The sequence below is a fragment of the Pseudomonas sp. NFACC32-1 genome, assembly GCF_900101215.1.
In the GTDB taxonomy this organism is placed as follows: domain Bacteria; phylum Pseudomonadota; class Gammaproteobacteria; order Pseudomonadales; family Pseudomonadaceae; genus Aquipseudomonas.
On record NZ_FMUL01000005.1, the window covers coordinates 290,050 to 304,354 of the forward strand.

The 14,305-nt window shown below is 61.0% G+C and carries 14 protein-coding genes; 9 read left to right on the plus strand and 5 right to left on the minus strand.

Going from position 1 to position 14,305, the window contains the following annotated elements; genetic code table 11:
• Positions 1-72 precede the first annotated feature (72 nt).
• From BLP99_RS11260 to BLP99_RS11290, 7 genes are all read left to right on the plus strand, one after another.
• Positions 73-1,101 carry a sterol desaturase family protein gene (locus BLP99_RS11260; protein WP_092180351.1) on the plus strand — a complete coding sequence of 343 codons (1,029 nt, stop codon included), beginning with the start codon at positions 73-75 and terminating at the stop codon, positions 1,099-1,101.
• A gap of 223 nt (positions 1,102-1,324) precedes the next feature.
• Positions 1,325-3,514 (plus strand): GAF domain-containing hybrid sensor histidine kinase/response regulator, encoded by a 2,190-nt coding sequence (locus tag BLP99_RS11265; protein ID WP_072431833.1) that lies wholly within the window; start codon positions 1,325-1,327, stop codon positions 3,512-3,514.
• A gap of 662 nt (positions 3,515-4,176) precedes the next feature.
• Positions 4,177-4,584, plus strand: a complete 408-nt coding sequence (locus BLP99_RS11275; protein ID WP_072393204.1) for a glycine zipper domain-containing protein — start codon at positions 4,177-4,179, stop codon at positions 4,582-4,584.
• Between the two features lie 124 nt (positions 4,585-4,708).
• The gene (locus tag BLP99_RS26395) at positions 4,709-4,867 is read left to right on the plus strand and encodes a hypothetical protein (protein ID WP_165887350.1); all 159 of its coding nucleotides are present in this window, start codon (positions 4,709-4,711) and stop codon (positions 4,865-4,867) included.
• 29 nt (positions 4,868-4,896) lie between these two features.
• Positions 4,897-5,100 (plus strand): hypothetical protein, encoded by a 204-nt coding sequence (locus BLP99_RS11280; protein ID WP_072393201.1) that lies wholly within the window; start codon positions 4,897-4,899, stop codon positions 5,098-5,100.
• A gap of 94 nt (positions 5,101-5,194) precedes the next feature.
• Complete coding sequence (locus tag BLP99_RS11285; RefSeq protein ID WP_072393198.1) at positions 5,195-5,551, plus strand: hypothetical protein; 357 nt, start codon at positions 5,195-5,197, stop codon at positions 5,549-5,551.
• Positions 5,552-5,761: 210 nt separating this feature from the next.
• A complete protein-coding gene (locus tag BLP99_RS11290) occupies positions 5,762-6,457 on the plus strand; it encodes an HAD-IA family hydrolase (protein ID WP_072393195.1) in 696 nt (231 codons plus the stop codon).
• 62 nt (positions 6,458-6,519) lie between these two features.
• Here BLP99_RS11290 and BLP99_RS11295 read toward each other — a convergent pair whose 3' ends face one another.
• On the minus strand, positions 6,520-7,266 hold the full coding sequence (locus BLP99_RS11295; protein ID WP_092180327.1) for a 3-oxoacyl-ACP reductase family protein: 747 nt from the start codon (positions 7,264-7,266) through the stop codon (positions 6,520-6,522).
• 125 nt (positions 7,267-7,391) lie between these two features.
• On the opposite strand from BLP99_RS11295, the gene BLP99_RS11300 reads away from it, so the two are divergent.
• The gene (locus BLP99_RS11300) at positions 7,392-8,315 is read left to right on the plus strand and encodes a LysR family transcriptional regulator (RefSeq protein WP_092180329.1); all 924 of its coding nucleotides are present in this window, start codon (positions 7,392-7,394) and stop codon (positions 8,313-8,315) included.
• Between the two features lie 45 nt (positions 8,316-8,360).
• Here the strand turns inward: BLP99_RS11300 and BLP99_RS11305 are convergent, their stop codons facing one another.
• The 3 genes from BLP99_RS11305 to BLP99_RS11315 form a co-directional block, all read right to left on the minus strand.
• Positions 8,361-9,089, minus strand: a complete 729-nt coding sequence (locus tag BLP99_RS11305; protein WP_072393184.1) for an aspartate/glutamate racemase family protein — start codon at positions 9,087-9,089, stop codon at positions 8,361-8,363.
• 60 nt (positions 9,090-9,149) lie between these two features.
• Positions 9,150-10,679 (minus strand): NCS1 family nucleobase:cation symporter-1, encoded by a 1,530-nt coding sequence (locus tag BLP99_RS11310; protein ID WP_072394102.1) that lies wholly within the window; start codon positions 10,677-10,679, stop codon positions 9,150-9,152.
• 518 nt (positions 10,680-11,197) lie between these two features.
• The gene (locus tag BLP99_RS11315; protein ID WP_092180331.1) at positions 11,198-11,938 is read right to left on the minus strand and encodes a phosphoadenylyl-sulfate reductase; all 741 of its coding nucleotides are present in this window, start codon (positions 11,936-11,938) and stop codon (positions 11,198-11,200) included.
• 154 nt (positions 11,939-12,092) lie between these two features.
• On the opposite strand from BLP99_RS11315, the gene thrH reads away from it, so the two are divergent.
• Positions 12,093-12,710: a bifunctional phosphoserine phosphatase/homoserine phosphotransferase ThrH gene (thrH, locus tag BLP99_RS11320; RefSeq protein ID WP_072431836.1), complete on the plus strand. Its 618-nt coding sequence runs from the start codon at positions 12,093-12,095 to the stop codon at positions 12,708-12,710.
• Positions 12,711-12,826: 116 nt separating this feature from the next.
• Here the strand turns inward: thrH and pabB are convergent, their stop codons facing one another.
• A complete protein-coding gene (pabB, locus tag BLP99_RS11325) occupies positions 12,827-14,170 on the minus strand; it encodes an aminodeoxychorismate synthase component I (RefSeq protein ID WP_072393175.1) in 1,344 nt (447 codons plus the stop codon).
• Positions 14,171-14,305: the final 135 nt, after the last annotated feature.

A 14,305-nucleotide genomic window follows, 5' to 3' on the forward strand; every position in this document is an offset into this window, starting at 1 on the left:
GACAATCAGAAACGCAAGCTCCCCCAGCCGGACTGATCTACAATGCCGCACCTTCGCAGAGGCTGGCATTTCGTGGATGCTTTTTCCCTTGTCTATCAACAACTGATCGAGTGGGTCGTCGAGCCCGTCTGCGAACAGTTCTTCAGCCTCTTCAACCTGAACGGTCGTCTCGGGGCCTTGTTCCTCTGCACTTCCTACGGGGTTGCCTATGGTCTTTATCGTTCGCGCAAGCACCGCGGCCTGACCCAGGCCCGTTCGTTCTGGCAATTCATCGGCGGCAGTCGGGTGTATTGGCATCCCTCGGCATTGCTCGATTACCGGTATTACTTCGTGCGGGCGATTCTCAAGGTTGCCCTGGTATTGCCCATCGTCCATCTGGTGGATCCTTACATCCTGCGTTCAGGAGACTACCTGGCTTTCTTCATCAATCTCTGGGGCGCGCGACCGCGCCTGGGGGAGAGTCTCTCGCTGGCCTTGCTCTATGGGCTTGGGGTGTTCCTGGTGAAGGACTTTATCCATTACTGGGCGCACCGGGCGTTCCACTCGCGCTGGCTCTGGGCATTCCATAAGGTTCATCACTCGGCCCCGGTACTGGTACCGGCCACGGCGAGTCGGGTGCATTTTTTGGAAAAGATTGTCGAGAAGCTCGCCGTCGGCGCTGGTCTTGGGCTGTACGTCGGAGGGTTCTGGTATGTCTGCGGCGGCGAGGTCAGTCGCTACACATTGTTTGGGGTGACCTATCTGGTGTTCATCTTCAATGGTCTTGCGGCGAACCTGCGCCACACCCATGTCTGGCTGTCATTCGGCCCGGTGATGGAGCATCTGCTCAATAGCCCCGCCCAGCATCAGATCCACCACAGTGACGCGCCGCGCCATTTCAACCGGAATTTCGGTACTAATCTGTCACTCTGGGACTGGATGTTCGGCACGCTCCATGTCACCCGTTCTCAACCCGAAAGCCTGCGCTTCGGCACCGGCGAGCCGGAGCATGACCGTTACCAGACGGTCTATGGCTTGATTGTCACGCCGTTTGTCGAAACCGTGGGCAAATTCAGGGGAAGGCGAGGGCAGCGGATCGAGCCGCAAGCGCCAAGTCCATGAGAGCGCCACTGATCCTTTGGAACTGATTGGCAGGCAAATTCCTTATTACGTGTAGGACGCGTCTGTAGTTTTATCGCCATTTTTTACCGTTCAGCACTCGGTCGCAGCGCTATACGCCTCACATTCCAATCGCACATTCCCGTCCGGCACGGGATAATACGGCGCGGCTTGAGGACGCAAGCACTTCGCTTCGATGATAAGGCAGTTGGGAAGGATCGAACGCATGACAGACTGGCTGCAGAGCGATGGTGAAATGGCCGCCCAGGTAAGGCGTCATGATTGGGCCGGCACGGCCATCGGACCGCTGGAGCAATGGCCGGATGTGCTCAAGACGACCGTGGCGCTGAGCCTTGCTTCGCAGTTTCCCCAGGCCATTGTGTGGGGACCGGAGCTGATCACCCTGTACAACGACGCATTCATGGCCATTCTCGGCAACAAGCCCGACGCATTGGGTCGCGGATTCGACGAGATATGGCAGGAGGCATGGAGCGAGATCGGCCCCATCGTGCAGGGGGCCTTCGACGGGCAAGCGACCTATATCGAGAACTTCCCCTTGGTCATCGAGCGGGGCGGTGGCCCTGAACAGGCCTATTTCACCTTCTGCTACAGCCCTATCCGCGACCAGTTCGGCAAGGTGGTGGGCATGCTCGACACCGTCACCGAGACCACGTCCACCGTCTTCATGACCCAGCGCCTGGCCGTTCTCGATGCCATTGGCAGCGCGGTGGCCAACGCCACCGATCCACAGACCATCATGGCAACCACCACGCGCATCCTGGCGGCGCATCTGAACCTGTCCAACTGCGCATACGCGGACATGGAAGAAGACGAGGACGCCTTCACGATTCGTGGCGATTGGGCCAGGGTGGGGTCTGCGAGTATTGTCGGTCGCTATCGACTGGCGGATTTCGGTCGGCTGGCGGTCGCCAACCTGCGGGCCGGCAAGCCCCTGGTGATCAATGACAACCTGGCGGAGCTGGCGCCGGAAGAAGCCGCGACATTCCAGGCGATCGGCATCGCCGCCACCATCTGCGTCCCGCTGATCAAGAACGGGCGTTTGACCGCCTTGATGGCGATCCACGATAAAACGCCTCGGGTCTGGTCTTCCAACGATCTGGCGCTGCTGCTGGAGGTCACCGAGCGCTCCTGGGCCCACATCGAGCGCGCCCGTGCCGATGCGGCGGTGCGCGAGGGGCTCGCGGCCCTGGCCGAACTGAACGCGACGCTGGAGGAGCGGGTCGAGGAGCGCACTACCCGGCTGCAGCAGACCGAAGCGGCACTGCGCCAGTCGCAGAAGCTCGAAGCCATTGGCCAGCTTACCGGGGGCGTGGCCCATGATTTCAATAACCTGCTGACCATTATCCGCTCCTCCATGGATTTCCTGCGCCTGCCCAACCTCAGCGATGAGCGCCGCCAGCGCTACATGACGGCGGTGTCCGAAACGGTAGAGCGTGCCGCCAAGCTGACCAGCCAGTTGCTGGCCTTCGCTCGGCGTCAGCCTTTGAAGCCGAAAGTCATCGATGTGGGCAAGCAGGTGCAGAGCCTGGGGGACATGCTGGAGACCATCACCGGGGCACGCATGCAGGTCAAGGTGCAGTTGTGCGAGCGTCCCTGCTTCGTCCGCGCGGACTTGAGCCAGTTCGAAACAGCCCTGATCAACATGGCGTTGAACGCTCGGGATGCCATGAGCGGGCAGGGCACGCTGTGGCTGCGACTCAAATGCGGTAAAGGCATGCCGCCGATCCGTGGCCACGCCGGGTCCGGGCAGGCTTTTGTCGCCGTCGCCCTGGCAGACACCGGCACGGGGATCGCGCCTGAGGTCCTCGAACACATTTTCGAGCCGTTCTTCACCACCAAGGAGGTGGGCAAGGGCACGGGATTGGGCTTGTCCCAAGTGTTTGGCTTTGCCAAGCAATCTGGTGGCAATGTCGATGTCTCGACTGTGGTCGGCGAGGGTACGGTGTTTACCCTGTACCTTCCCGAAGTGAAAGCCGAAAAGACAAAGGAGCCCGCGAAGGAAGAGGCAGTCGATCTGATCCTGGAGAAGGGCAAGCGGCGCGTGCTGGTGGTGGAGGACAACCTGGAGGTAGGCAAGTTTGCCAACCAGATCCTGCAGGACCTGGGTTACGAAACCGTCTGGGCTACCAATGCCGAGGAGGCGCTGGACCTGGCCGGCCCGGACGCCATGGCCTTCGATGCGGTGTTTTCCGACGTGGTCATGCCGGGTATCAGCGGTATCGCCCTGGCCAAGGAGCTGCGCCGGCGCCGCGAGAACCTGCCGGTGGTGCTGACGTCCGGCTACAGCGAGGAACTGGCCCACAGTGGCCATGAGGGCTTCGAGTTCTTGTCCAAGCCCTATTCGGCCGATCAGGTTTCCCGGGTGCTGAGCCGGGCAATCGTGCGTACAGGTTGACTGTTTCCCTTCTGAAACAGTGGGTTCCATTCGTCGGTCAAGCGAGCATCGAATGAGCGGTCTGTTGATGACCGGCTAGTCTCAAGACTTGAAGATCGATATTTTCCAGGCAACGGTTGTTGCCGGTATCGGTCCCGACGAAAGGGGAAGGCGATGGGAGCATCCTACAGCGAGGACATCGGAGCCACTTATCCGATTAACGAAGGGTTGCAATGCGGTCAATCGGCTTATCGATCTGACTTCGGCGATGAGCCGATCAAGTCCATCAGGACCAGGGTGCCCAAAGTGCAACGTGGGGAGAAGGCCAAGTTCCTGCCCAGGGTCCCGGCCAGAAGGTAGCGACAGTCGCAGCCCCGTCAGTGGACGGGGCTTTTTGTTGGGGGACCGGATGCGTGCGCGTGCAGCATCGACCGGCGTGTAGATTTTTTCTTCATCTTTTTTTGTCGACGTTTCTTTCACGTTTCTTTCACACTCGGCCGCGTAGTCTCAGCTCATCCGTTAGAAAGCAGTACCTGCCCGTTTCCCCAGCGGGCTTTTTTTTGCCTGTCATAAAACAACTCCTGCATTCGCTGTCCAACCGGCATGGTTGAGCCGTTTGGCGTAAACTCGCGCCCGCGCGCAGCGGCCATTTTTCCCGATGCGGCATTTTCGAGGTTTTTATCATGCGTTTGACTTTGTCCACCCTGGTGCTTGGGCTTGTGATTGCCCAAGGTGCGATGGCGGCTGGCGATGGAACCGCTGCAATCGGCGGTGGCCTTGGCGGTGTCTTGGGTAATGTGGTTGGCCAGCAGATGGGCGGTAGCACAGGTGCCGCCATCGGTGCCGGTGTCGGCGGTGCGGCCGGCAGCGCGGTGGGGGCTCGCAAGGGCAGTCGTACAGAAGCAGCCATCGGCGGCGGCCTGGGGTCGGCCGGTGGTTCGATCGTCGGCAATCGCTTGGGTGGCTCAACGGGCTCCACCATTGGCGCGGGCATTGGCGGCGCAGCAGGCGGAGCCCTGGGCAGCAACCTGTCCAACGACAACGACGGGCACTCCGGCAAGAAACACAAGCACAAGAAAAAGCATCGCTGAGGTGATGCCTGAATGAGAAAACCCGGCCCCCGTGCCGGGTTTTTCTTTCTCGGGGATTTGTCCGGAACGTTTACCTTCCTCTCGCCTCGAATCCATACATCCATCTGCAATTGCGAGGTGTGCCATGACGCCGGAAACAGAAGGCAAGGAAGAGAAAGGTCCGTCGGGCCTTCCTTTCGTCAATGATCCGGGCAATGAGGATCCCGGTTCCCTGATGGACGACGCCCAGGTCCCCCTGATCGACGATGAAGACGCCGAGCTTGAGGAAGAATCCTACGATTGAGGTCGGTTCATCCGCCTCTGGAGGTTGCCATGACTGCCAATTCACCTGCCCCCGACGAAGATGAAACGCCGGAATACCCACTGCCATCACCCACGGACTCCCTGAGCCGGGACCAGCGTCCGCCGGATGACGAGGCCGGCATCGAGCAGGTGCCCGAAGAGGATGACAGCGTCGAAGCGACCCCGGATGACCCGGACATCGCCGGTGACGATGCTTCCGGTAAACCCAGCTGAACGCCGCAAGAGCGGCCGCCTGTCGATTTCGGGGCACCATCGGCGTCTCCTGGCGGCCACACATCAGGTAGGTACCTTGAAAAGGAGACTCACCATGATGAAATCACACTTGGCGGCGATGACACTCGCCGGCATTCTTTCGACCAGTTCGCTGGCGGCTTTCGCACAGACCACGGGCGATAATCCACCCGTGGACAAAGGTGGAATGCCACCTTCCACCCAGATGGATGCCGGTTCCACGACCGACACCAGCGGTAACGCCTTGCCCCCTGGCTCTGTCAGTGGTGGTAACGGCGGCGACGCCAGCGGCAGCAGCACCAGCCCTGGCACAGGGACCGGTTCGACCAGTGGGGGCAGTTCCATGGGTGGCGATGCCTCCAGCAGCGGGACCGGAGCCGGCACCACCGACAGTGGTGGTAGCTCAGGCGGATCCAGCGGGTCGAGCCAATAAGATAGATGAGCATTGACGGTGGGCACTGTAGGAGCTGGCGAGGGAAAGCTCGCCAGCTCCTACAGATTGCGCATGTACCTGTCGTAAGATTTTTCGTTGCCTGTTCCAACTCCCCCTCGTTATCCTGCTGAATCCTTTAAGGCGCACACCTCATCCTGGACGTACCTGAGCCATTTCCCGGAATGTAGTGTTGATAACGGATCCGCTGCGATGAAAGCACCGCACAAAGAGTTTGGCCCGATCAAGGCTGTGATATTCGACATGGATGGTCTGTTGCTGGATACCGAGGGCATCTACACCGAAGTCACCTCCATCATTGCCGAGCGTTACGGACGTACGTTCGATTGGAGTGTGAAGCAGAATATCATCGGCCGTGGCGCCGGGGACCTGGCTCGCTACGTGGTCGAGGCGCTGGAGCTACCGATCACCCCCGAGGAGTTCCTGGTGATCCGCGAACCGCTCATGCGCGAGCGGTTTCCTCATGCCCTGGGGATGCCCGGTGCCGAGGAGCTGGTGCGGCATCTGAAGGCCCATGATGTGCCGATCGCGGTGGGCACCAGCTCGTCGAGCCATACGTTCAAGCTCAAGACCACTTTGCACCGAGACTGGTTCGCCCTGTTCGATTTCATCGTCACGGCGGACGATCCCGAGGTGGGAGCGGCAAAACCGGCGCCGGATATCTTCCTCACCGCGGCGCGGCGCCTGGGCGTGGCGCCGCGAGATTGCCTGGTGTTCGAAGACTCGCCATTCGGTGTCACCGCAGCCAAGGCGGCCGGCATGACAGCCATCGCGGTGCCGGACTCGGCCATGGCCGATGAGAAATACGCCCATGCCGACGCGATCATCCGTTCTTTGAAGCTGTTCCAGCCGGCCTTGTGCGGTCTGCCGCAGCTTGAGTGGGCCTGAGAAAACAAAGCAAAACGCCGGTCATGGTCGGGCCATGGCCGGCGTTTTCCGCATGGGCCGGGTCAGGCGCCGAAACCACCGTCGATGGTCAGGCTGGCCCCCGTGATATACGCCGCTTCCGGACCGGCCAGATACGCAACGAAACTGGCGATTTCATCCACATTGCCATAGCGACCGATGGCCATCAGTGACATCAGGCTGCCAGCGAACTCGCTGTCGGCCGGGTTCATGTCGGTGTCCACCGGGCCGGGTTGCACGTTATTGACCGTAATGCCCCGTGGGCCGAGATCGCGGGCCATGCCTTTGGTCAGGCCCACCAGCGCCGCTTTGCTCATGGCGTAGGGTGCACCTCCGGCGAAGGGCATGCGATCGGCGTTGGTGCTACCGATGTTGATCACCCGACCTCCTTCCTTCATATGCCGCGCAGCCTCCTGGGTCGCGATGAACACGCTGCGCACGTTGACGGCCAGGGTCTGGTCGAAATCCTCCAGCTTGAATTCTTCCAGCGGTGCCATTGCCAGGATCCCGGCGTTATTGACCAGGATGTCCAGCCCGCCGAAGGCTTCGACAGTGGCGTTGACAGCATCGCGGATCGCCTCGGCGTCGGCGCTGTCGGCCTTGATTGCCAGGGCCTTGCCGCCGGCGGCGATGAGGCTGTTCTGCAGTTCCTCGGATTTGGCCGCGGAGCTGACGTAGGTGAAGGCCACCGCGGCGCCTTCGGCGACCAGGCGTTTGACGATGGCGGCGCCGATGCCGCGGGAACCGCCCTGGATCAAGGCGACTTTACCGTTCAGTGTTTGAGTGCTCATGGTTTTCTCCAAAGTATGCCGGGGCGAGAGGCCACGGGGATGGAGCGAGTATCGGGATCGGATCGCCGGCTGTGTAGACCGCCATTGATATAGTCTGTGTAAACCAGAAGTTTAGAGTGGCGCTTATGGAGACCTTCAGCAGTATCGAATGCTTTGTGCGCAGTGCCGAAGTCGGCAGCTTTGCCGAAGCCGCCCGGCGACTGAGTATTACCCCGGCGGCGGTGGGCAAGAATGTCGCCAGGCTCGAAGCACGGCTGGGGGTGCGCCTGTTCCAGCGCAGTACCCGCAGGCTGACCCTGACCGAGGCCGGTCATTTGTTTTTGAGCGAAGTGAGCGGCAGCCTCAATACCATCCAGAACGCGGTCGCCAACCTGGCCAGCGCCGGTGGGCAGCCGGCAGGTACGTTGAAGGTGAGCATGGGCACGGCATTCGGACGACTGTATGTGGTGCCATTGCTGGGGGAGTTTCTACGACGCTTCCCGGCGATCAGCCCGGACTGGCACTTCGATAACCGACAGGTCGACCTGATCGGCCAGGGTTTCGATGCGGCCATCGGGGGTGGTTTCGAGTTGCCCCAAGGCGTGGTGGCACGCAAGCTGGCGGTGGCCCATCGGGTACTGGTGGCCTCACCGGGTTACCTGCAGGAGCACGCCGCGGTGCTGGAGCCGGACGACCTGGCGAACCATCAGGGCATCCTGATCCGTTCGCCCCAGACCGGGCGCATTCGCTCCTGGCAACTGACCAGTCGTACCGGGCAGCACAGTCCGCTGATGCTCAAGGCGCGCATGACCATGAGTGACTCGGAAGCCGACTGTGCGGCCGCGGCCCAGGGGCTGGGCATTGGACTGGTGAGCATGCCGGTGGCCGTTCCGTTCCTGGAGTCCGGCGAACTGCAGCGGGTATTGCCGGACTGGTATGTGGATGATGGCAACATTTCCATCTATTACGCCGAGCACAAGTTGCTGCCGGGCAAGACCCGAGCCTTCGTGGATTTCATCATCGAACAGTTTGCCGAGCAGGAATGGGCGCAGCGGTTCAGGGCCGTTTGAGACCACTCGCCCATCGCAGCACGATCGCGATGGGCACGACGTGTCTCAGCGCCCGAACCGCCCCGGCCAGCCGATGATGGTCTTGGGCCGAGGTGTCGCGTAGGTGCGGACCTTGGAAGTGGATAACCCCAGTCGCACCAGGGATTCGGCGATGGTCACCGCCGCGGTCACCCCATCCACCACCGGCACCCCGGTGCATTGGCGGATCCGTTCATCGAGCCCGGCCATGCCGCCGCATCCCAAGCAGATCACCTCGGCCTTGTCCTGGCTCACCGCCAGTTCCGCCTGCTGCACAATGGCTTCGACGGCCCGTTGCGGGTCCTGCTCCAGCTCCAGCACCGCCAGGCCACTGGCCCTGACCGATGCACACCGGTCGTACAGGCCGGAGAGCTTGAGCCGGTCTTCGATCAGCGGCACGGTGCGGTCCAGGGTGGTGACCACTGAATACGCATGGCCCAGGAACATCGCGGTGCTGGCGGCGGCGTCGGTGATATCCACCACCGGCACGTCGAGCAGCTCCTGCAGGCCTTCGCGGCCATGCTCGCCATAACCGGCCTGGATCACGGCGTCGAACGGCTGATCGTAGGACATCACTCGGTCCATCACTGCGATGGCGGCCAGGTAACTTTCGAAGTTGCCTTCGACCGAGTCGGCCCCGAAATGCGGCGTGAGCCCGACAATCTCCGTACCTGGGGCGGCCACGGCCTGCGCCTGGCGGGCAATGGCCTGGGTGATGGACTCGGTGGTGTTGACGTTGACTACGAGAATTCGCATGGGCTTTCCTTGAGGTGAGATAAGCGGCCCGAGCCGGGCAGGCCGCGTTGAAATCGGGCTTCAGTGGCTGACGTTATCCACGGCGATGGATTCACCGCTGACATCTTCGTAAAACGGCTGCCGCTTGGCGATCGCCAGGTAGAGCAGCCCGGCGATCCCGGCGCCGATCAACCAGGAGAACGGTGAAACGCTGTCGAAGCCGGGCACCAGCGCCAGGACGATGGCAATCAGGGCCGCCGGAATGAATGCCGCCACCGCACGCAGGTTGACCCCCTTGCTATAGAAATAGGCGCCATCGGGGTCTTCGCTGTAGAGCTGTGGCACATTGATCCGGCCTTTTCTGATCAACCAGTAGTCGACCATGATCACGCCATACAGCGGCCCGAGCAGCGCACCGAGGCCGGACAGGAAATACACGATCACCAGCGGGCTGTTATAGAGATTCCACGGCAGGATCAGCACGGCGATGGCGGCGCTGATCAGTCCGGCCCGGCGGAACGTCAGGTATCTGGGGGCCAGGTTGCTGAGCACGAAGGCCGGTGCGACGAAATTGGCCATGATGTTCACGGCCACGGTGACGATGAGGAACGCCAGGCAGCCAAGCACCAGTAAAAAGGTGTTGGGGATCGAGGCGATGACCTGGGTCGGGCTTTCGATGATCTGCCCGTTGATCTGGAACTGCGCACCGCACAGCAGGATCGTGATTGCGGCGAAAACCAGGATATTGACCGGCAGGCCCCAGAAGTTGCCGACGACGATGGTTCGGCGGCAGGGCGAAGAACGCGCGAAGTCGCAGAAGTTGAGTACCAGGGTGCCGTAGATCGCCAGCCACAACGCGCCGCCGGCGAAAATGTTGCGCCACATCTCGGCACCGCTCAGCGGTTCACGGATCGACCAGGCAATGGTGGCGCCGGCCTGGGTGTACATCCAACCGGCCAGGGCGGCGACGGTGACGAGAATCACCGGCCCGGCAAAGCCTTCGTAGCGGCGTACCATTTCCATGCCATAGGCCAGGATCAACAACTGCACGAACCAGATCACCACGAAACACACCCAGCCCAGGCTCGACAGGCCCAGGATCGAGTCCTGGTCGTAGTCGGCGAAGCCCGGGTGGATGGCGGTCAGCAATACCCGAAAGACCACCGACGCAAGGTAGGTCTGGATACCGAACCAGGCGATGGCGATAACCGCCCTGATCAACGCAGGAATCTGCGCGCCGTGGATGCCGAAACTGATCCGGCTGATGACGGGAAACGGCACTCCGGTCTTCTGCCCCATGTAGCCGGACAGGTTCATGAAGCCATAGACCAGCGCGGCACCGATCCCCAGGGACAGCAGGATCTGCCAGCCGCCCAGGCCCAGCGCATACAGGCCGATGGCGAAGGAATAGTTGGCGATGTTGTGTACGTCGTTGGTCCACAGGGCAAAGATGCTGTATCGACCCCAGCGCCGGCCCTCGGCCTTGGTCGGCGCCAGGTCCTTGTTGTGCAGCCTGGGGCTCAGGATCAGGGGGGCTGTGGTTCGGGTATCCGCGGCAGTGGTGGAGGAGGGTAGATCCAGTGCGATGTCATTGGAGAGGCTAGTACGCATTCCGGCAGGCTCCTGATCCTCGATGCCGCGATGACTGTGCATGAGCGCATGGCTCGACAAATCTTCGTCGCGGCGGGCGAGCATCCTTGGTCAAGGGGCATCTGCAGCCTGTACGGGATAGGGCGCTTCAGGCTTGCGGAGCTAAAGTGTGTGTAGGTTTTATTTGATTTGTATACAAAACACATGTCGACTCAAGCCATATCTATGCCAGCTTCGGATCTAAAGCTTTCTGCCTTGATTTCGTTTCGTTATTTGTTTCGTATAAGTCACTGAAAAAAGGTCGTTATAAATTGACCAATCGAACAGGTATTTATTTTCAGGACGCGAGCTTTCGCCAGGAAGGAAAAATGCGATGGGGAGGGCAGGTGTAACTTTTCGGGGCATTACGGGAATAAGTGCACACAAAAATGGCACCTGAGGTGACATTTTTGTGTACAGGTTGCCGGCGCGTCACGCCATGGCCAGCAGGTCATCCCTACCGCTTCCTTCAAAGTTCGAAGCGGTCGCGGGTTGAGGGATCAGGCCTTGGATTTGCTGATGATGTTACCGGCATGCAGGCCACATTCTTTCTGCGTGGCTTCTTCCCACCACCAGCGACCTTCGCGCTCATGCTGGTTCGGCAGCACCGGGCGGGTGCAGGGTTCGCAGCCGATGCTGATGAACCCCCGTTCATGCAAGCTGTTGTAAGGCAGCTCAAGCATGCGGATATAGCCCCAGACTTCCTCGCTGGTCATCTGCGACAGCGGATTGAATTTGTACAGGGTGCGTTCCGGGGTCGAGAATGCTGTGTCGATCTCCAGCACGGCCACCTGGCTGCGGGTCCCGGGGCTCTGGTCGCGACGCTGGCCGGTGGCCCATGCGCGGACATCGGCCAGTTTGCGTCGCAATGGTTCGATCTTGCGGATGCCGCAGCACTCGCCATGACCGTCCTTATAGAAACTGAACAGGCCTTTTTCCTTCACGAACGGCTCCAGTTTCGTATGGTCCGGCGAAATCACCTCGATATCGATCTTGTAGTGTTCGCGCACCTGATCGATGAACCGGTAGGTTTCCGGGTGCAGGCGACCGGTGTCGAGGCTGAACACCTTGACGTTCTTGTTCAGCTTCCAGGCCATGTCCACCAGCACCACGTCCTCGGCGCCGCTGAAAGATATCCACAGGTCGTCGCCGAACTCGGCGAAGGCCAGCTTGAGGATGTCTTGTGAAGACTTGTTGGCATAGGTCGTGGCGAGTTCCACGACGTCAAACGATGGGCTCATCAGGGCGGTTTCCTACAGGTCGGTGGCGCTGAGCGCTCTATAGGAGGCCGATGGTAACAAAAGCGGCCGGGACTGGCGCGCTCCTGTGCGAATGGCTAGAGTCGGCAAGCCTTTTGTTCGCTCAACCGACAGACATCAATAATGGGAGTGTCCTGTGGAAATTGCCTGCCTCGACCTGGAGGGTGTATTGGTCCCGGAAATCTGGATCGCCTTCGCTGAAAAAACCGGGATTCAATCCCTCAGGGCAACCACTCGGGACATTCCCGACTACGACGTGCTGATGAAACAGCGGTTGCGCATCCTCGACGAACACGGGCTCAAGCTTTCCGATATCCAGGAGGTGATCGCCACCCTCCAGCCGCTGGACGGCGCCATCGAGTTCGTCGACTGGCTGCGGGAACGCTTCCAGGTGGTGATTCTTTCGGACACGTTCTACGAGTTTTCCCAACCCTTGATGCGGCAGCTGGGTTTTCCCACCTTGTTGTGCCATCGCCTGATCACGGATGAGAGCGGGCGGGTCACCGGGTATCAACTGCGTCAGAAAGATCCCAAGCGGCAGTCGGTCCTGGCATTCAAGAGTTTGTACTACCGGGTGATTGCCGCAGGAGATTCCTACAATGACACCACAATGCTCGGCGAAGCCGACGCCGGCATCCTGTTCCATGCCCCGGATAATGTGATCCGTGAGTTCCCGCAGTTCCCGGCGGTGCACAGCTTCGCCGAGTTGAAGCAGGAATTCATCAAGGCGTCGAACCGCAATCTCAGCCTGTAGGTAAAAAACCTGTGGGAGCGACGCTTGTTCGCGATAGCGGTGTGCCAGTCGGCTCCAGTGCTGCTGACCCAACGCAATCGCGAGCAAGCTCGCTCCCACAGGAGATGGTGTGGTCACTAAAGGTTCTGCAAGGTTTCCAGCAAGACCCTGACCTTGGTAATCGACTCCTGATACTCCGCCTGCCAGTCCGAGTCCGCGACAATCCCGCCGCCGCCCCAGCAGCACACCTGTCCATCCTTGACCAGCAGGCTGCGGATGGCGATGGAGCTGTCCATCTCCCCACGTACGTCCAGGTACAGCAACGAACCGCAATAGAGGCCGCGCCGGGTCGGTTCGAGCTCGTCGATGATCTGCATGGCGCGGATCTTCGGTGCGCCCGTGATGGAGCCGCCGGGGAAACTGCCGGCGATCAGGTCCAGGGCGTCTTTGCGCTCGGCCAGTTCGCCGGTCACGCTGCTGACCAGATGGTGTACGTTCGGGTAGCTTTCCAGGCTGAAGAGTTCCGGTACCCGCACCGAGCCGATGCGGCAGGTACGGCCCAGATCGTTGCGCAGCAAGTCGACGATCATCAGGTTCTCCGCCCGGTCCTTGGGGCTGGCAAGCAGCTCGGCGGCATGGGCGGCGTCTTCGCCAGGCGTGCTGCCACGGGGGCGGGTGCCCTTGATGGGACGGGTTTCGACGTGGCCCTCGCTGACCCTGACGAAACGCTCGGGCGACAGGCTCAGCACCGCGCCGCCATCCGGCAGGCTCTGGAAGCCCGAGAACGGTGTCGGGCAAGCCGCTCGCAGTGCCTGGTACGCAACCCAGGCATCACCCTGGCAAGGCGCCCGGAAGCGCTGGGCAAAATTCACCTGGTAACAGTCACCAGCCTGGATATAGGCCTGGATCCGGTCGATTGCCTGTCGATAGGTTTCGGCGCTGAGGTCCGGCGCCATAGGTCCTTCGAGCCTGAAAGCGCTGGCGGGCATCGGGGTGGTCCGGCTGAACAGCTCGATCAGACGCTGGCGTTCGCTTTCGCCACAATGAGGGTGGAACACCAATTGGCTGGTGCCGGCCTGATGGTCGCTGACAAGCGCCCAGTCATAGACGCCGAAGCAGGCATCGGGCAGTTGCAGGTCGTCCTGGGCCTGGGAAGGCAGGGTTTCCAGGTGTCGGCCGAAGTCATAGCTCAAGTAGCCGATCAAGCCGCCCGCGAAGGGCAATTGCACCGTGGCCGGCAGCGCCGCGTCGCCCAGTTGGGTCAGCTGAATGCGCAGGCGTTGCAGGAAGTCACTGCCGCTCTCGTTCGGCATCACCGCCAATTGTGTCAGCGGCCATGCGCTGAGCAGGTCATAACGTCCGCGTTCGGCACTCGGCCGGCCACTGTCGAGCAGCACGCTGCCCGGGGCATGACGAATCGCCGCGAAATACTCGGCAGGGTTGGCGCGGTAAGGTAACGGGTGTACGGAGCAGGTTGGCATGGGCGGGGCGGGTCAGCCATTCAGGCGGGGGAGCGATTGTAATCCCCCGTAGGATTTGCTCCTAGGGGCATGTCGGAGATGAGCATGTCTGTGGCTGTCGAAGATGACTGCGGGGAACATTTGTGATGAGAACAT